This is a genomic window from Candidatus Acetatifactor stercoripullorum, assembly GCF_944382095.1.
Taxonomy (GTDB): Bacteria; Bacillota; Clostridia; order Lachnospirales; family Lachnospiraceae; genus Acetatifactor; species Acetatifactor stercoripullorum.
This window is the reverse complement of the sequence record NZ_CALWMU010000002.1, coordinates 87739-106194: the sequence shown is the minus strand read 5'-3', so window position 1 is coordinate 106194 and position 18456 is coordinate 87739. Positions and strand designations below refer to the sequence as shown.

The following is an 18456-nucleotide window of genomic DNA, read 5'->3' as shown; positions in this document are numbered from 1 at the left end:
CACTCCTTTCTTCCCTTACCACAGCGAGGTTTCCGATACCCTGCGGCTGATTTTATTTGCAGCAAACACCAGAATCAGATTGATAACGGAATTGAAAAGCCCCACCGCAGATCCGAAGCTGTAATTTCCCTCCACCAGGCCGGTGCGGTATACATAGGAGGAAATCACATCCGCCGTCTCCAGGTTCACAGGGTTATAGAGAAGAATTATTTTTTCATAGCCTACGCTCATAAGAGTTCCCAGGTTCATAATGAAGGTAACAATAATGGTGGGCATAATGCAGGGTATGGATACATGCCAGACCTGCCGCAGCTTTCCTGCTCCGTCCACCCTGGCCGCTTCATACAGCTCGGGGTTCACCCCCGTAAGAGCGGACAGGTAGACAATGGCAGACCAGCCAAACCCCTGCCAGATGCCGCTGGCAATAAATACTGTCCGAAACCAGGAAGGCTCCATCAAAAAATTAATGGCTTCCCCGCCCAAAGCCTTGATAATGGAATTAATGATGCCTGAGCTGGGAGACAGAAAATTTACCAGCATACCGCACACAACCACGGTGGATATAAAGTAAGGGATATAGCTCACCGCCTGCACCAGCTTCTTGTATGCCCCAGCCTTCAAATCATTGGTCATCAGCGCAAAAATAATGGGAATGGGAAATCCCCACAAAATACTGTAAACGCTGATTAAAAGCGTGTTGCGCAGCACACGGAAGAAATAAGGGGATTCAAAAAACTGAATAAAGTATCGAAAGCCAACCCAGGGGCTTTTGGTGATACCCAATACGGGTGAATAATCCTTAAAAGCAATGATATTGCCGTACATGGGGTAATAGATAAAGACGAGATAGTGGATCACTACCGGCAGTACAATCAAAATCAGTGCCTTATCCCTTTTCAGCTGCGCCCAAAAGGATTTCTTTTTTATCTTTTTATCTTTCATATTTTCTCACACTGCTTTCTTTTTCGGGCGCCTTTTTGGGGCGCCCGAAATCTGTTTCTATTCCGCCATCGCTTCCTGCAGTCTGTCATACTGAGCCTGCTTTACAGCCAGGAGCTGATCTACGCCAAGGGTATGCACATATTCAACATAGCTGTCCCATTCTGCTTCAATATCGGATACACCTACTGTAAACTTACCGGTCATTTCCCAGATATAAGTGCTTAAGTCACCCGCAATTCCTTCTATGGAAGCGCTCTCCTCCGCTGTAGCGGGAGGAAGCGTAAGGCCCGGCACAATATAGGGTCTTGTAGCGTCGCTGACTTCAATAATGGTTTCTCTCAGCTCCTCCGGATAGCTGAAAAGCATTGCTTCCTCTCTCTTTTCAGATTTGATAAAGGGGCCTCCCACCTGACATCCATAAGCCTCCAGAGCCTCTCTTGCCGACAGGCCGTTTGGATCATTTGTCACCTTTTCTGTAAAAGTATAGGTTCCATCCGCCTCCTTTACATAGGTATCGCCTTCAATGCCAAAATTCAAAAGCTCAGATCCCTCTTCACTCATCAGATAATCCATAAATGCCACTGCAACGTCAGGGTTTTCACAGGAGCTTGTAACTACGTAACCGTTTACAGACATATCGCCAATGATTTCCACCTGCCTTGCGTAAGGACCCTGGGGCGGAATCACAGGGATCAGCTCTGCACCCTCCACGCCGTTTGCCTCAAGGGCCGCTTCAAGCGTAGGGATATTGGACGCATATGCGGTGAACGCTCCTACCTCGTCCCTTGCAACCTTCTCAAACATCTTGCTTTCGTCGCCCAGCGTCAGAAACTCAGGGTCCAAGAGCCCTTCCTCATAAAACCCGTTCAGCCAGGTATAAAATTCCTTTGCTCTGTCGCTGATGAATTCATACTGTATCTGACCGTTTTCGTCAGGATACCAGCCGTCTGACTGGAATAAATGCAGTCCCCAAGCATTTCCCCAGAAGGTTGGATACCAGGCATGTCCGCCTGCAGAATAAGGCACCTCATCATCAGGATTGCCATTTCCGTTGGCGTCCTCATCTCTGAATGCTCTCAGCACCTCCATCCAGTCATCTATCGTGTCAGGAACCTCCAGGCCCAGTCTGTCCAGCCAGTCCTTTCTGATAATAAACGTATAGGGAGAAAAATATGCCGATTCATTCAGCTGATTAATAGAATAAATATGACCGTCTGCCGAGGTAAGCGCTCTTGCATTGGGAAATTCCTCATAAGCCTTCAGAATATTTTCACCATTTGTCTCAATATAGCTCTCCAGAGGAAGAATAATTCCCTGCTCTCCCAGTTCAGAAAGGCTTAAGCCATTGGGAAGCAGCATAATATCCGGCAAATCCCCGCCTCCGGCTGTCACTCTCAGTTTCATTACCTCTACATATTGAGCCGAAGCCGTTACGTCCCAGTTAATTTTGATGTTCGTCCTCTCCTGGATTTCCTGCCATACTGGAAGCTGATCCGCCAGACTGGCCACCGAGCTGTCAGGCGTGGCGATTGTCAATTCCACCTGTTCCGCAAGGGGAAAGGTTATTTTGGAAGCTTCGCTCTCCTGAGCGCCCGCGCTTTCAGCTGCCGCGCTTTCTGTGCCGGCCACAGACTGCGGCTGGCTGTCTGCAGCCTGCTGACCCTCATTACTTCCGCAGGCTGTCAAGCTTCCCGCAGTCATTACGAGTGCCATGGCGCCTGCCAATAGCTTCCATTTTCTGCCTTTTTTCATAAAAAATATACCTCCTTTTATTTTGCCTTCTGCATTCGGTATTTTTCCTCCCGCATCCAGCAGTTTGCTCTTGTGATATGTGAATTGTAAATTTGCAAATGGTTGTTTGCAACAATTTATTCTTGAAAAGCATTTATTTTTTGTATCATATGACCAATCAGCAAATTTTGTATCCCTTGCAAAAAAGCATGGGTTGCCAACCCTGATTGTCTATATTACGCTGAAATTACTGCATGGTCAGTATAAATCAACAATACAACTATTTTAACAAGGAGGAATTCCCTATGAACATCCATATTCAGGAAACAGCACAGCAGCTTGGACAGCAGGCAGCCCATCTTACTGCACAGTATTTAAGAGAAGCCATCTTAAAAACTGGAAGCGCCCGTTTGATTTTATCCACCGGCAGCTCCCAGTTTGAAACTCTGCATGCCCTGGTGCAGGAGGATGTGGACTGGAGCAAGGTAGTTATGTTTCACCTGGATGAGTACGCAGGACTTCCCGAAGCCCATCCCGCCAGCTTTCGCAAATACTTAAAGGAACGGTTTATCTCTCTTGTGCCATTGGGGGCTTATCATCTGGTGGACGGAAACCCTGCGTCCATCCCTGATTTGACCAATGAGCTTCGCAAGGCTCCTATCGATGTGGGTCTGATCGGAATCGGTGAAAATGCTCATATTGCTTTTAATGATCCACCGGCCAATTTTGAGACAAAGGAAGCCTATATCACTGTAAATCTCAATGAAAGCTGTAAGCGCCAGCAGGTGGGAGAGGGCTGGTTTGCGTCCATTGAAGACGTTCCCGCTCAGGCCATTTCCATGACCGTCTTTCAGATCATGCAATGCCGTCATATTATTTCCAGCGTTCCCCACAAGGTTAAGGCCAAAGCTGTATATGACACCTTATGCAGCAGTCAGGCAGTGCCGGAAATTCCGGCCACAATTCTAAAAACCCATTCCAGCTTTGATCTGTTTTTGGATAAGGATTCTTCATCCCTGATTACAGGGCCGGTTGTCTGGAGTCTTTGAGGCTCCTTTGAGCAGCCGCAGTCATAACTGCAGTTTGTTGTGCGCCTCTCTGCCCAGAGCAATAGAAGCAGCTTGCAATCAGGTTTGACAAACTCTGTGGTCTGATATTATGATGACAATGACATCTATTGACGGGAAACGCAGAATAAAAGGAGGCGGTCTCTTGCTGCATAAATATATTACGAAATGGAAAAGTATACCGAAAATTTTTCTTCGGATGTTTCTTTATAACTATATCTTTTTCCTTTCTTTGCTCTTCGTAATCTGCGCCGGCGTCTGGGGCTTTGCCACGCATCAGCGCCGGCAGGTCTTTCGGGAGAGAGCCTCTTCCCATTGTCAGGCTCTCTCAGAATATTTCGACAGCCTTTTTACATCCTTCGACAGACTTTCTGTCACGGTAGGGCATAACGCAAGACTTCGCTCGCTGGCATCCGATCCGGTGTCAGAGCTTGATTTTGATCTGATAGATTCCACTATGCTGTTTTCCGCCCAGCAGGATATGATTACCTCCCTGGCTATAAACAGCAGCATTTCCAATCTGGCCATCTATTTATATGGAAAGGATTATGTGATTTCCAGCTACGGCACTTCCACACTGGAAAGTTTTTACCAGAGCCTCTTCCTTATGGAGCCAAACGCTCTGTCAGAATATCTCCGGCCCCTGGACGCAGGCTCTTTTCTTTTTCTGCCTCGTTCCGAGGACAGCAATTCCGTATTGTCCCAGAACTCTGTTTATGTTATCTCACTGGTTGATACCAATGGAACACGATATGCCAATCTTTTTATTTTTCTGGATGACAGAGAGATCGGGCAGCATCTGGAGCGTTTAGTGGATTCCAGCGAAAACTATTACATTTTCACAAATCAAAATCAAACTGTTCTGACAAATGGGGAAGCTGCCAGTGAGGAGGAGCTGCTGTCATTGGGCCATGCAGCGTCTCAAACGCTCTTTTTACTTGAGAATGCAGATGACTGGAAATTCTATGTGGGAACCTCTCCCGAATATCTGAAAAGCCAAATGCTGCTTATTACACTGGTTCTGGCGGCTTTGTGGTTCGCCGCAGCTTTCATTGGCATTCCTGTAGTATTTACCCTGTGCCGCAAAAATTATAAGCCGATCCGAGAGCTGGCCGATCTTATCTCCCAACAGGCTCAAAATTCCAAAAACGCTTCCTTGGAAAAGAAAACGCAAATGGAGTATGAGACTTTAAAGCTTGCTATTTCCTCTATTTTTAAGGACAAGCATCTTTTAGAGGAGCAGCTTTCCATTTACAAGCCTGTGCTGATCAACAGTCTTCTTCTACAGCTTTTGGAAAATACAGGAAATTCTGACTCTGTGATAAGCGGCCTGGCGGCTCTGGGAGTGCCCATTCCGTATCCATGCTATAAGTGTATCTCCCTGCAGGCCGTCTCCATTCATCAGGAGATTTTTATTAACCGGGCGCTTTCCATGAGAGAGCACGGAGCGCTTTCCTGCCTTTTTATTTCCATAGACAGGCATACCGGATATTATCTGGTAAATGCACCTGACTGTGAAAGCTGTCTTGCAGCGGTTTCATCCCTGACTGCATTGCTGGACAAAACTGCTGGAGTTTCCTGTATCGGGATCGGATGCTGCGTACAGAAAGCCGACAATATTTCCCACAGCTACCGGCAGGCTAAAGAGGCTTTGCGCTATTTAAACTTAAGCGCAGGCAGCAAATGCGTGTCTTGGGAAGTCCTTGAACCCATCCAAGCCCAGTCCGCTTTATTGCCGTCCTTGAGCGCCTTTTCCTCTCTGCTGTTATCCGGACAATTTACCGACGCCGACAAAGAGCTGCAAAAATACTGGAAGAAAAATATCTTGCAGGAATATGTTCCTAAATCCGCTCTGGTACACTTTCAGCAAGGCCTTCTGTCCGTGCTGCAGCAGCTGAAAAAGGATCATGGCTTTTGCTGTGATGATACCTGTATCCATTCTCTGCAGTCCTGGAGCGTAAATATGCCAGAGGCCTTTCCGGAGCTGTGGCAAATTTGGGAAAATATCAGAGAAAGCCTGGCCCGCAGCTTCTCTGATTGGAAGGAGGAACGAGATTCTGAGGATATCCGCCTTTTTCTCGACTATCTTCATGAGCATATTTACGAAGAGGATATGTCCTTAAGTAAGATGGCTGCCACCTTCCATATTTCAGAGAGCACCGTAAGCAGGCGGATCAAAGCCTTCACCGGATACAGCTTCCTTGATTATGTATCCAATAAGCGTATCTCCCATGCCTGCTCCCTCCTTGCCGAAACTAATATGTCCGTCCAGGAAATCGCTGTTGCCACAGGCTATTTAAACGATGTCACATTCCGCCGTCTCTTTAAAAAACAGATGGGAATTACTCCCAGCGAATACCGTCAGATGAATCGAAGATAACGTTATTAAAATATGGAAATTGTTGTTTTTCTTTTGAACGAATGGTATTATAATGAATTTGAAACACTAAAAACAAATCATGACAGGAGGCAGCATTATGAAAATATTGTTTTACGATACCAAAAATTATGACAGGGATTCCTTTGACGCAGCTTTGAAAAAAGCAGAGAATAACCATATTGAAATCGAATATATCAAATCTGATTTAGACCCGAGAACCGCCGCCCTTGCGGAGGGGTGCGATGCAGTCTGCGCCTTTGTAAGCTCTGATGTGGGCGCTAAAACCTTAGAAATTCTTCATGAAAAAAAGGTGGGACTGGTGCTCATGCGCTGTGCAGGCTTCAACAACGTGGATTTGGAAAAGGCGCAAGAATACGGTATCCGCGTTATGCGGGTTCCCGGCTATTCCCCCGAGGCCGTGGCGGAGCATGCCATCGCTTTGGCACTGGCATGCAACAGACGCCTTTATAAGGCTTATAATAAGGTACGGGAAAACGACTTCAGCCTAAGCGGCCTGATGGGCTTTAATTTTTATGAAAAGACCGCAGGCATTATCGGCACCGGAAAAATCGGAGCGGCTATGTGCCGTATCTGCCAGGGCTTCGGCATGCGGGTGATCGCCTATGACGTATATGAGAATCCTGCCTTGAAAGATTTTGTGGAATATGTATCCTTAGACAGGCTGCTTCAGGAAAGCGATTTAATTTCCCTGCACTGCCCGCTCATGGATTCCACTTATCACTTGATAAATATTGACACCATCAAGAAAATGAAGGACGGTGTCATTTTAGTGAACACCTCCCGGGGCGCCCTGGTAAAAACCGACGACCTTATCGAGGGCATTCGTATGCACAAGTTTGCAGGAGTTGGACTGGATGTGTATGAGGAAGAAACGCAGAATGTGTTCGAGGACCGCTCCGACGAAATTCTGGAGCATTCCACCACTGCCAGACTGCTTTCCTTCCCCAATGTAATGATTACCTCCCATCAGGGCTTCTTCACAAAGGAGGCGCTCACCGCCATCGCAGAGACCACTCTGCAGAATGCCAGAGATTACCTGAACGGACATTCCAGCCAGAACGACGTAAAATAAATGCCTGTTTCTTATGGGCGGTGAGGTTACTCATAGCGCAAAGCTTCAATGGGATCCATTTTTGCCGCCTTATTGGCGGGATAGTATCCAAAAAACACCCCGATTGCCATGGAAAAGGTAAGGGACAGGATAATGCTGGAGACAGAAGGCGACGCCGGCGTTCCCAGCAGATCTGCCGCCGCCACTCCAAGCACTATGCCCAGCACAATGCCGATCATGCCTCCGATCAGGCAAATCACAATGGCCTCCACAATAAACTGCAGACGGATGGAGCTGTTGGGCGCTCCCAGCGCTTTTCTGGTGCCGATCTCTCTGGTTCTCTCCGTGATAGAGACCAGCATGATATTCATTACGCCAATACCTCCCACCAGAAGGGCTATCCCGGCGATTACCGCTATGGCTGTGGTAATGGTGGAAAGCATGCCGGACATACTCTCCACCATGGATGCCATGCTGAAAGCGGAAACCTCAAAATCCCTGTTGTTGCGGTAATAGGTATTGAAAAACTGTTCTGTGACGGAGGCAAAGCGATCCGCATCCTCGGACGGGGAGGTCACTACCGTAAACTGGGCATACCCTTCCGAATGGTTCATCTCCTTGGCAGTGGTCAGCGGAATATAAAAGTTTGTGGCCACATCTCTATAGGAGGCGGTGGAAAAGCTCATAATGGTCTGCTCGTATTCATAGACCCCCACCACGGTAAACTGGTAGTAAGCGTCTCCTATGTTTACCTGCAGTATGCTTCCCACCGCTTCCTCCGGACCGGCCCCCTCACCCAGCAGATTTTCTACCGCCCGGTCTGAGATAATGGCCACCATTGACGCCTCGTTTGTCTCTCTTTCCTCAAAAAAGCGTCCCGCCAAAAGAGTGGTATCCTGGGCCAAAAAATACCCAAGGCTCACCCCCTGGGCTGAGATATTGGCGTACAGATCTCCATCCTGAATCTGTCCGCTTCCCACTGCCTCCGACGCGGATATGGCAATCACCGAATCCCCATAGGTAGTGCAGTAATTTTCCAGCATCTCCTTTGTAAAATAATCCTCCTCTGAGGCTGCCGCCACAGTATTTCCTTCAGAAAAGGAGAGGCCGGACTCCGTGGAATCCTCTCTGGTCTTCTGCTGAAGTCCCACCATAATGTTGGAAGCTCCCATGGAGGACATGGTATCTGTCACATACATGGTCATGGAATCTCCCACTGTCATAATGGCGATCACCGAGGCAATTCCGATAATAATTCCCAGCATAGTCAAAAGCGCCCGCATCTTATTGGCCTTCAGGCTAAAAAGCGCCAGCCGGATATTTTCATATATCATCATATGGCCGTTCCCCTCCTTTCTCCCAAAATGCAGCCGTCCTTTATGGTAATGACTCTCTGGGTCTCCTCCGCCAGCTCCGGGGAGTGCGTGATCAGCACAATGGTCTTTCCCTGTTTTTTGTGAAGCTCATGGAACAAATCCATAACCATTCTGCCTGTTACAGAATCCAAAGCTCCCGTTGGTTCATCTGCCAGAATAATGGCAGGATTATTTGCCATGGCCCGGGCAATGGCCACCCGCTGCTTCTGGCCTCCCGAAAGCTCCTCCGGCAGATGCTTCATACGGTCGCCCATTCCCACCAGCTCCAAAAGCTCCTTAGCCCTCTGAATTCTTTTTTTATTGGGCATTCCTGCATAGAGCATGGGCATTTCCACATTTTTCAAGGAATTGGTCTTGGGAATCAGATTATAGGTCTGAAAGACAAAACCAATTTTGCGGTTTCTGATTCGTGACAGCTCCATATCCTTGGCCGCCGTCATGTTTACTCCGTCCAGTATATAGGTTCCGGACGTGGGGCGGTCCAGAGATCCGATAATATTCATCAACGTGGATTTTCCAGAGCCGGAGGCCCCCACAATAGCCACAAATTCGCCCTCTCGCACTGTCAGGTCGATTCCCTTGAGCACCTCCAGCTCATTGGGCGTTCCCACATAAAAGCGCTTTCGTATTTCCTTCATTTCGATGATTATGCGCCCTTCCATCTAAAAGCCTCCCATAGCGCCCTGGCTCTCCAAAAGCTCCTGCAGCGTCGTTCCTGTATTTTCCGTTCTCGGCACGATCACCTCCATGCCTTCCTCAATCTCAGAGCCGGATACCTCCGTATAATAATCGCTCTCAAGACCCTTCGTCACTGCAATCCGTCTGGTCTGGCCGTCCGCCGTAACCGCTTCCACATAGTATTCTCCATTCTCGTCCTCCTGCACAGACGCATAAGGAACCGTCAGAACATTTTCGCTTTCCTCCAAAATGATATTCAGTTTTGCCGTCATATCCAGCTTTAGCAATTCATTTTCCGTTTCTATGGAAACCAGCACCTCGTAGGTCACCTCGGCGCCTCCCTCCGTAGCTTTTGGCGCAATCCAAGTGACCTTTCCGGAAAGCTCTTCCTCTCCGGTTCCATTGGTACGAATCACCACGCTCTGGCCTTCTTTTATTTTCCCAATATCATACTCGTCGATCTGAGCGGATACCTGAAGGGCGTCCGCATTCTCAATGGTTGCCAGAATGCTGCCGTTGTACACATCTCCGGGATCCACGTTGACGGCTGTGATAATGCCGCTTATGGGCGCGCTGACAGTACACTGCTCAAGCTGCTTCTCATATTGACGTATCTGCTGCTCACTGGTCAGCCCGCTGGTAGACGCGCTCAGCCGGGCGGTTGTCAGGCTGTCCGATCTGGTGTTTACCGTGGTCTCATTGTTTCTGGCCGAGTCATCCTTTGCCCGCACCTGTTGGTAATAGGCGTCCAGTCTGGTGTCTGCGGCAGTGGAAGCGCTGTCATAGGCCGTCTTGCAGGCGCTCTCGGTCTGCATGGCGCTATTGTAGCGTAAAAGCAATACCGCCCCTTCCGCATCTCCGCTGCTGACAGAAGCGCTTCCCTGATATTCTTCATAAGCCTTTTTCGCCTCGCTGGAAGCCGTCTTTGCGTCATTATACGCCTTTTCGGCGTCCTGCAGGCCGGAAAGAGCGTCCTGATAGTCCTCCCAGGCGGAGGCTGCATCCTGATCTGCTCTCTCTGCATCAATGTTTCTTACCTGCTGTGCCTCTTGAAGACTTCTCTCCGCCGCAGATATGTCCAGCTGGCTTCTCTCGCTTGACGCATTCAGCGAAGCACGTGCATCCTCGAGATTTTGCTCAATGTCTTCTGTGGACAGCATACAGATCAGGTCGCCTGCCTGTACATAATCACCCACCTCCACATTCACGCTCTCCACGTCTATGCCGCTTAAGTGAACCGTCACTTCCTTTTCCTCCATGCCGGTTACTTTCCCTGTGGCGGATATTGTATTCACCAGGGTGCGCCGCTCCACAAGGGCCGTCTCTGGCTGGTTTATGGCCTCAGTCAGCTCCTGTCCGGCTTTCCGTAAACGGGCTGCGGCATAAAAAAATACGCCCAGCGCCGCCGCAATCAGAATTCCTGCAATCAGCAGCTTTCTGTGTCTTGTGATAAAAGCTTTCATTCTATTCTCCTCTTTACGCTTTCTTCCTCTGCTGCCATTGCGCCGCCCTTTTTGTCTGCAGACAGCAAAAAAGAGTGAGGCCATGCGCCCAGCGCTGCCCCACCCCGTCAATATGCAGCTTGCCTCTGAATCCTAATCCAAATGGAAAACCGGCTTCAAATCAATGCTCACCGGGCTGTTGTCCGGATTAGTCTCCATAATATCCGCCATAAAATCCCACCATTTGCGGTTTATGGCGGTATCCGCTCCCTTGGCCCAAAGCTCCTCATCCTCGATCTCGATATAGCCAAACAAGGTCAAGGTCTCCTGATCCAGAAAGATACTGTAGTTTTTGCCCCCATGCTCATGGATCATATCCTGCATTTCCGGCCAGAGCTCATTATGCCTCTTCTCATATTCCGCTTCCTTGCCGGGATATAGCTTCATTTTAAAACCCTTTATCATAGCTGCCTCCTCCTGTATCTCTTTTTAGCTACTTCTATTTTATCATGGATTCTGAGAAACACAACCGGTATCTTTCCTCCGGGAACAGCTTCTAAACAGCAGGAGCAGCAAAGCAACGGACAATGCGCCCGCCGCTGCGGTAATCAAAACGCCCGCTGCCGGCGTCCCCCCTATGGGAAGATAAGGAAGCACCACCCCTCCTAAATTAAACATCATATGTAGCACCACTGCCGCAAGGACAGAGTCTGTTTTCCACGCCACTGCGCAAAACAAAAGCCCCAACAGAAAGGCATATGCCATCCACAGTATCTGTCCGTGCACCAGACCAAAGGCCGCCGAGCTGACTGCTGCAGCTGCAGCCACAGGCACCGCTTTTCTCATTCGGGAAAAAATCATGCCCCGGAAAATCACCTCTTCTGCCACGGGAGCCGCCACGACCTGCGCTGCAACCGTCAAAAGCGTCACGCTTCCAAAGACCCCTGTGACCTCCTGCATATAATCTGCAAGCATCCATTCCGGCAAAAGCGCCAGCCCAAAGGAAACAAATACGTTCAAGGAAAGTCCCAGTAAAAGCAAAAGAGGAAGAAGCTGCAAGGAAAATGGCGTAAGATTGGCCTCCGCTGTTAGCTTTTTTTTGCGAATCAAAAAGAACAGCCAAAGAGCAAACAGCGTCAAACCGTTTGAGAGAATCAAAATCAAACCGATGTTTGCATAAATAGCTTCCACTACACGCTCCGTTATGGCCTGAACGTCAAATTCCGCACCCACTGCCGCCAGCCTGAACGCCTCGGTGAAAATAAAAATAAATTGAAAGGCAAAAGATACCAAAAACTGCATCCCCACAAAAAGCAGCAGGTAGCAGACAGCCTTGCCAAATTGTTTGAAAAAGTTTCTCATAGCAAATCCTTTCACACGATTCCCCCCTTTTTTGAAATACCATTCTGTGCTGTATGCCTTATATCCCTGGTGGAAGCCCTGACCGTCAATTCTCCGGCAAAGACCCTGTGCTGATGAGCCGACTTCCCTTCGATAATGTCAAAGAGGATATGGATGGTCTCAAGAGCCATCTTTTCCACCGGCTGCTTTATGGTGGTCAGGGAGGGCGTCACATATTTTCCGATCTCCACTCCATCAAAGCCAGCCAGGGAAACCTCCCCCGGCACATCAATTCCAGCCTCTGCCAGCGCCTTTTGGGCTCCGATAGCCAGTGCGTCGGAAATGGCATACAGGGCGGTACAGGGAAGCCTTCTCCCATTCCCCCCTCTGGCCGCTCTTTCCAAAAACTCTCTGGCCACCACATAGCCGTTTTCCAAAGAGTAATCCTCTATGTCAGGCTTCATGGACAGGATCAAATCCTCCCGCACAGGAATTCCATTATCCCTTAAGGCTTTTTTATATCCCTGAAGGCGAAGCCGTCCAATGGACGCGTCCGTGGTTTTGGCACAGATAATGGCGATATCTCTGTGACCGCTTCGGATGAGATAATCCACCATTTTATAGCTTTCCTTTTCATCGTTTACCGTCACCGAGGAATAGAAATGTCTGTTGTACTCTCTGGGAAGCACTCCGATGGTGCTGAGCACAAAGGGCACATGAAGCTGGGAAAGCTTTTCCTCACTGTGGTGAAAATAGCCGCCCAGAAAAATAATTCCCCGAAGCCTTTTTTCCTTTACCAGCTCAAGAGCCACATCCACCTCGTCCTCATTAAAATCCACATGCTGAAGCACCATGGAATACTTTTTCTTTTTGATCTGGGCCTCCATAATCTTAATCATCTCGCTGAAAAAGGAGTTGCCGATTCCCTTTACCAGCACCGCAACGGCCCTTGCATCCTGACGCTTCAGGTTTCTTGCGCTGTTGTTGGGAACATAGTTATATTCCCTGATAGCGTTTAAAACCTTCTGTTTCGTCTCCGGATTGATGTCAGGGTGATTATTTATGGCGCGGGATACCGTGCTGACACCCACTCCACAGATGCGGGCGATGTCCTTTATGGTAATTTCCTCCATAATGCTCAAACCTTTCTAAATCCCTGGCAGCCGCAGCCCCTTTCACTTTGGACTTAACCAGCTTCAGGCCCTAAGACGGCCATACAGCCTTGTCAGCTCCTTGATTTTTTCTGCCAGCTCTTCTGTAAAATCTCCGTCCTTCATTCTCCATTTCCAGTTATCCCCTATGGTGGACGGTGTATTAATACGGGCCCTGGAATCCAGCCCAAGATAATCCTGCATGGGAATCACCGCCAGAGACGCAACACTGGCAAGGGCTGCCCGTATCAGTTCCCAGGCTGCGCTCTTGTCAGGCTCCTCTTCCTTCAGGCAATGATACAGATTCAAATAATCATCGCACAGCCTTCGATCCTCCCCCGGCAGCGACTTGTACCAGCCCAGAATAGTGTCATTGTCATGAGTTCCCGTATACACCACGCAGTTTCTGGTGTAATTATGGGGAAGATAATCGCTTTCCTCTCTGGAATCGAAGGCAAACTGCAAAACCTTCATGCCGGGATAACCGGTTCTCTCCACCAATTCTATCACAGAAGGGGTCAAAAATCCAAGATCCTCCGCAATTACTTCCTTTTCTCCCAGCCTCTTTTTCATGGTCTCAAAAAAGTCATAGCCCGGGCCCTTTTCCCAAACGCCGTTTTCAGCCGTAGGCTCGCCATAGGGGATGGAATAATAAGCGTCAAAGCCCCGGAAATGATCGATTCTCACCACATCATACCGAAGATAGCAGCTCTCCATGCGTTTCATCCACCACTCATATCCCGTTTCCTTATGATATTCCCACCGGTAAAGGGGATTCCCCCAAAGCTGTCCTGTTTCTGAAAATGCGTCAGGGGGACATCCTGCTACCGCCGTAGGCTCGCAGTTTTCATCAAATTGGAAAAGCTTGGGGTTTGCCCAGGCGTCTGAGCTGTCCAGCGCCACATAGATGGGAATATCTCCAATAATGCCAATGCCCTTCTTGTTTGCATAGCTTTTCAGCTTTTCCCATTGTGTGAAAAACAAGTACTGCACAAATTGGTAAAAGCACACCTCATCCGCAAGCTTTTCCCGGTACTGCTCCATGGCCGCAGGCTTCCTCAGCTTAATGTCGTCCTCCCACAGAATCCAGCTGATACCGCCAAAGGAATCCTTCAGGGCCATAAACAGCGCATAATCCTCCAGCCAGTAGCGGTTCTCCTCCACAAAGCCCGCAAATGCGGCATCCTTTTTTATTTCACTATTTTCATAGGCCTCCCTAAGCATCTGAAACCTGTTTTCATAAATTTTGCCGTAGTCAATGCTTTCTTCGTCCCCTCCAAAGTCAAAAGCACTGCACCTTTCTTTGCTGAGCCACCCTCTTTCTATCAGTTCTTCAGGATCAATAAAATAGGGATTGCCTGCAAAGGTAGAGAAGGACTGATAAGGCGAATCCCCATAGCTGGTGGGGCCTAAGGGAAGTATCTGCCAATAGGATTGGCCCGCCTCCTTAAGACGATCTACAAAATCATATGCCTCCTTTGAAAAACACCCGATCCCATAGGGGGAGGGCAGGCTTGCAACAGGCAGTAAAATTCCGCTTTTTCTCATAATTTTCTCCGTTCCGAAGCATTCAACTAAGCTTCTATACTTCTTTTATCATAATACACAAAAAGCGATGAGATTGGAAGCAGTTTTCTTTTTCCAGTCTGCTTCTAAAAAAGACCGCCCTGCATTGGGATGCGCCGCTGCAGAGAGGTCTTTTCCTTATCTCAGTTTCCAGATATCTCGATTGTATTCCGAGATGGTGCGGTCCGAAGAGAAAAATCCTGCCTTTGCAATGTTTACCAGCATCATTCTCTTCCATTTCTGACGGTTCTCATAATCCTTCAGGGCCTGATCCTTCACGCGGATGTAATCCTCCAGATCCAAAAGGGTCATAAACCAGTCCTTGTTCAAAAGCTCCTTGTAGAGACGCTCCAGATTCTCCGCATGTCCCACTGCCAGAGCCTCCTTGCTGACAATAAAGTCAACCGCTTCTTTAATGGCGGGACTCTTCTCATAGTAATCCCTCGAAACATAATCTCCCTTGGCATAGTGATCGATGACAGCCTCGCTCTTTTCTCCGAAAATATAAATATTTTCGTCTCCCACCAGCTCATGGATTTCCACATTTGCGCCGTCGCTGGTTCCCAGGGTGACTGCGCCGTTTAACATAAATTTCATATTGCCGGTGCCCGACGCCTCCTTGGAGGCCAGTGAAATCTGCTCGGAGATATCGCAGGCCGGAATCAGCTTTTCCGCATAGCTTACATTATAGTTCTCCACCATCACCACCTTCATATAAGGGCTGACCTGGGGATCATTGTTAACGATCTCCGAGAGCACTAAAAGCAGATGAATGATATCCTGAGCAATCACATAAGCCGGCGCCGCCTTTGCTCCAAAAAGGAAGGTGACCGGTGTGGACGGTTTCTTTCCAGCCTTAATCTCCAGATATTTATGGATAATATACAGCGCGTTCATCTGCTGGCGCTTATACTCATGGAGACGCTTCACCTGAATGTCAAAAATAGAATTGGTATCCAGCTCCACCCCTTCCTTTTCCAGAATATGGGCTGCCAGCTGCTCTTTTTTCTCCTTCTTGATCTGGGCCAGTCTGTCCAGGACAGCCTCATCGTCTATCCTGGTCAAAAGCTTTTCCAGTTCCCTTGCATCCTTTTTGAAGCCATCTCCAATGGTCTGTGTCAAAAAGGCGGAAAGCTCCCTGTTACAGGACAAGAGCCAGCGTCTAAAGGTGATTCCATTGGTCTTGTTGTTGAATTTTTCAGGATACAGCTTATAAAAATGGTTCAGCTCGGTTTTCTTTAAGATATCCGTGTGAATAGCCGCCACTCCGTTTACGCTGTAGCCATAATGGATATCAATATGAGCCATGTGCACCTTATCGTCCTTGTCGATGATCTGTACCTTTTCATCCTCATATTTTTCAGCCACCCGCCTGCTTAACTCCTCAATCACGGGAACCAGCTGGGGAACCACCTGCTCTATATAGGAAAGGGGCCATTTCTCCAGCGCCTCCGCCAAAATAGTATGATTGGTATAGGCGCAGGTTTTACTCACCACCTGAATGGCCTCATCCATGGTAAAGCCCTCCTGCCCGGTGAGAATCCGAATCAGCTCGGGAATCACCATGGTCGGATGGGTGTCGTTGATCTGAATGGCCGCATACTCATTCATTTTGTGGAGGTCGCGGCCCGCTTCCTTTAATTCTTTTATAATGAGCTGGGCTCCGCTGCTGACCATAAAATATTCCTGATAAATGCGCAGCAGATTTCCCGCCTTATCGGAATCGTCCGGATACAAAAACAGCGTCAGGTTTTTCTCCACTGCCTCCTTGTCAAAATCAATGCCTTTCTTCACAAGACTCTCGTCAACGGAAGCAATGTCAAACAAGTGCAGCTTATTTCTGCCGTTTCCATAGCCGATTACATCAATATCATAGAGAACGGAGGTCACCTTCCTGTCCCCAAAGGCCACCTCAAAGGTACTTCCCTCCTTCTTCAGCCAGGAATTGCTCTCAATCCACTGATTTTTCTCCGCTCTCTGCAGATGATCCTCAAACACCTGCTTAAACAGGCCAAAATGATAATTCAGCCCGATACCGTCTCCCGACAATCCAAGAGTTGCAATAGAATCGAGAAAGCAGGCAGCCAGACGGCCCAGACCGCCGTTGCCCAAAGAGGGCTCCGGCTCCTCCTCCTCAATTCTGGAAAGCTCCTTGCCATTTTTTGCAAGAATTTCATTCAACTCCTCGTAAATTCCCAGATTGATCAAATTATTGGATAAAAGCTTTCCGATCAGAAACTCCATGGAAATATAATAAACCTTTTTCTCTCCTGCAATCACAGGAGTTTCCTCCATCCTGTTTTTCGCAAGCTGGAGTATGCAGTTATACAGCTGGGCGTCGGTACATGCCGCAATGTTCTTGCCATACATCCTTCCCGTAATCTCGTTTAACTGTTGTTCCAAATTCATGGTTCTGCCTCCTGTCATAAATCTCTTCTCTCAATATGTCTTGTAGGGTTCTTCGATTTTTCGCCGGCGAATATTTTACGCATTGGTAAATATCGCCCACGCTGTCAGCATATCACAGGAAAACGTTTTCCGCAAGTGATTGTTTTTAATTTGTGCAATATCACCTAACGAATAATATCCTTATAGTACATTTTGACAATGCTATGGGGCATGACCACCTGACGGCCTGCTTCCCCGTCCATCAGACGTTTTACCTCCTCCACAGCCCGGCTGGAAATACTGTAAAAATCCTGCTTCACCGTATTCATCTGCTTTCCCACATATCCCATCAGGGTGATACCGTCAAAGCCGCATACCGGGCGGAAAATATCCATATCGATCAGCGCATTCATGGCTCCGATTGCCATTAAATCCGATGCGCACACCACTACATCCTTATTCTTGGCATATTTCAGGGTAATATTCCTGGCCGCCAGCTCACTGAAATTTCCCGGACGAACCAGCATAGACAGTGAAAGCTCCTGTGCCAGACGCTTCATGCCATTCAGACGCTGTTTTGTCACATAGCCGTCCTTTTTTCCCGCAATATAGAGCACCCTTTTGCAGTTGTCACCCAAAATGGTTTTTTTTGCCACATCATACTGGGCCTGTTCGTGATCAATCCCCACGCAGGTGGTTCTTTCGTTGATCACCGGCGCATCGATCACCACACAGGAAAACTGGCGATCGTCTATCAGCTTCTGAAAGACCTTATCTTCCCTGGAAAGCCCGTATATGATCACACCGGCCACACTCTGGGACAAAAAATACCGGGTGATCTCCTCAGCGCTCATTCCCGCCAGCATGGAGGTAAATACAGTCAGCGCCTCCAGATTCAGCTCCTTGGCCTTGTCCAGCGCTCCCAACAGATACTGCATGAAAATCTGATCTATGGCCTGGGTCTGCTTCTTTGGGTCTAAAATGACAGCAACCCTTCCAAACTGCTTGGAGGAAAGGGCCGATGCAATGGAATTGGGAATATAATTCAATTCCTTTATGGCGTCCTGCACCTTTTTTTTCGTTTCCTCACTGATATTGGGATAACCGTTCAGCACCTTTGACACGGTGGAAATTGCCACACCGGCATGTTTTGCCACTTCCTTAATGGAAACCATACTCTGCTCCGTCCTCTATTTATTCTGCTCTTATAGTATATGGCAAAAAGTGAAAAGTCAATCGGGCGATAATAAAAAAAGATACTAAGGTACAAGTCAAATCATGGCTTAATATCTTTTTTCACTATTCAAGTCAACTCTTCATCC

The 18456-nt window shown here is 48.3% G+C and carries 14 protein-coding genes; 3 read left to right on the top strand and 11 right to left on the bottom strand.

Annotated features, from left to right (window positions below):
* Positions 1-15: 15 nt before the first annotated feature.
* Positions 16-942: an ABC transporter permease gene (locus SHK35_RS01210; RefSeq protein WP_318703109.1), complete on the bottom strand. Its 927-nt coding sequence runs from the start codon at positions 940-942 to the stop codon at positions 16-18.
* A 57-nt stretch (positions 943-999) separates the two neighbouring features.
* Positions 1000-2694, bottom strand: a complete 1695-nt coding sequence (locus SHK35_RS01205) for an extracellular solute-binding protein (RefSeq protein WP_318708156.1) — start codon at positions 2692-2694, stop codon at positions 1000-1002.
* Between the two features lie 284 nt (positions 2695-2978).
* On the opposite strand from SHK35_RS01205, the gene SHK35_RS01200 reads away from it, so the two are divergent.
* The 3 genes from SHK35_RS01200 (at position 2979) to SHK35_RS01190 (ending at position 7213) form a co-directional block, all read left to right on the top strand.
* Positions 2979-3722, top strand: a complete 744-nt coding sequence (locus tag SHK35_RS01200) for a 6-phosphogluconolactonase (protein WP_318708155.1) — start codon at positions 2979-2981, stop codon at positions 3720-3722.
* 163 nt (positions 3723-3885) lie between these two features.
* Entirely contained in the window at positions 3886-6120 is a 2235-nt protein-coding gene (locus SHK35_RS01195; RefSeq protein WP_318708154.1) for a helix-turn-helix domain-containing protein, read from the top strand.
* A 97-nt stretch (positions 6121-6217) separates the two neighbouring features.
* Positions 6218-7213 carry a 2-hydroxyacid dehydrogenase gene (locus SHK35_RS01190; RefSeq protein ID WP_318708152.1) on the top strand — a complete coding sequence of 332 codons (996 nt, stop codon included), beginning with the start codon at positions 6218-6220 and terminating at the stop codon, positions 7211-7213.
* A 26-nt stretch (positions 7214-7239) separates the two neighbouring features.
* Here SHK35_RS01190 and SHK35_RS01185 read toward each other — a convergent pair whose 3' ends face one another.
* From SHK35_RS01185 to SHK35_RS01145, 9 genes are all read right to left on the bottom strand, one after another.
* Positions 7240-8529, bottom strand: coding sequence for an ABC transporter permease (locus tag SHK35_RS01185; RefSeq protein WP_318708151.1), 1290 nt, complete (start codon positions 8527-8529; stop codon positions 7240-7242).
* Positions 8526-9230: an ABC transporter ATP-binding protein gene (locus SHK35_RS01180; RefSeq protein WP_318708150.1), complete on the bottom strand. Its 705-nt coding sequence runs from the start codon at positions 9228-9230 to the stop codon at positions 8526-8528. Before SHK35_RS01180 ends, SHK35_RS01185 begins: the two co-directional genes overlap by 4 nt.
* Positions 9231-10709: an efflux RND transporter periplasmic adaptor subunit gene (locus tag SHK35_RS01175; protein WP_318708149.1), complete on the bottom strand. Its 1479-nt coding sequence runs from the start codon at positions 10707-10709 to the stop codon at positions 9231-9233. It lies immediately after the preceding gene.
* A gap of 132 nt (positions 10710-10841) precedes the next feature.
* The gene (rhaM, locus tag SHK35_RS01170) at positions 10842-11153 is read right to left on the bottom strand and encodes an L-rhamnose mutarotase (protein ID WP_318703118.1); all 312 of its coding nucleotides are present in this window, start codon (positions 11151-11153) and stop codon (positions 10842-10844) included.
* A gap of 42 nt (positions 11154-11195) precedes the next feature.
* A complete protein-coding gene (locus SHK35_RS01165) occupies positions 11196-12065 on the bottom strand; it encodes a CPBP family intramembrane glutamic endopeptidase (protein ID WP_318708146.1) in 870 nt (289 codons plus the stop codon).
* Positions 12062-13162, bottom strand: a complete 1101-nt coding sequence (locus SHK35_RS01160; RefSeq protein WP_318703120.1) for a LacI family DNA-binding transcriptional regulator — start codon at positions 13160-13162, stop codon at positions 12062-12064. The genes SHK35_RS01165 and SHK35_RS01160 overlap by 4 nt, the downstream gene beginning before the upstream one ends.
* 63 nt (positions 13163-13225) lie before the next feature.
* The gene (gene malQ / locus SHK35_RS01155) at positions 13226-14728 is read right to left on the bottom strand and encodes a 4-alpha-glucanotransferase (RefSeq protein ID WP_318708145.1); all 1503 of its coding nucleotides are present in this window, start codon (positions 14726-14728) and stop codon (positions 13226-13228) included.
* 156 nt (positions 14729-14884) lie between these two features.
* A complete protein-coding gene (locus SHK35_RS01150; protein ID WP_318708144.1) occupies positions 14885-17155 on the bottom strand; it encodes a glycogen/starch/alpha-glucan phosphorylase in 2271 nt (756 codons plus the stop codon).
* A gap of 164 nt (positions 17156-17319) precedes the next feature.
* Positions 17320-18309 (bottom strand): LacI family DNA-binding transcriptional regulator, encoded by a 990-nt coding sequence (locus SHK35_RS01145; protein WP_318703124.1) that lies wholly within the window; start codon positions 18307-18309, stop codon positions 17320-17322.
* Positions 18310-18456 lie beyond the last annotated feature (147 nt).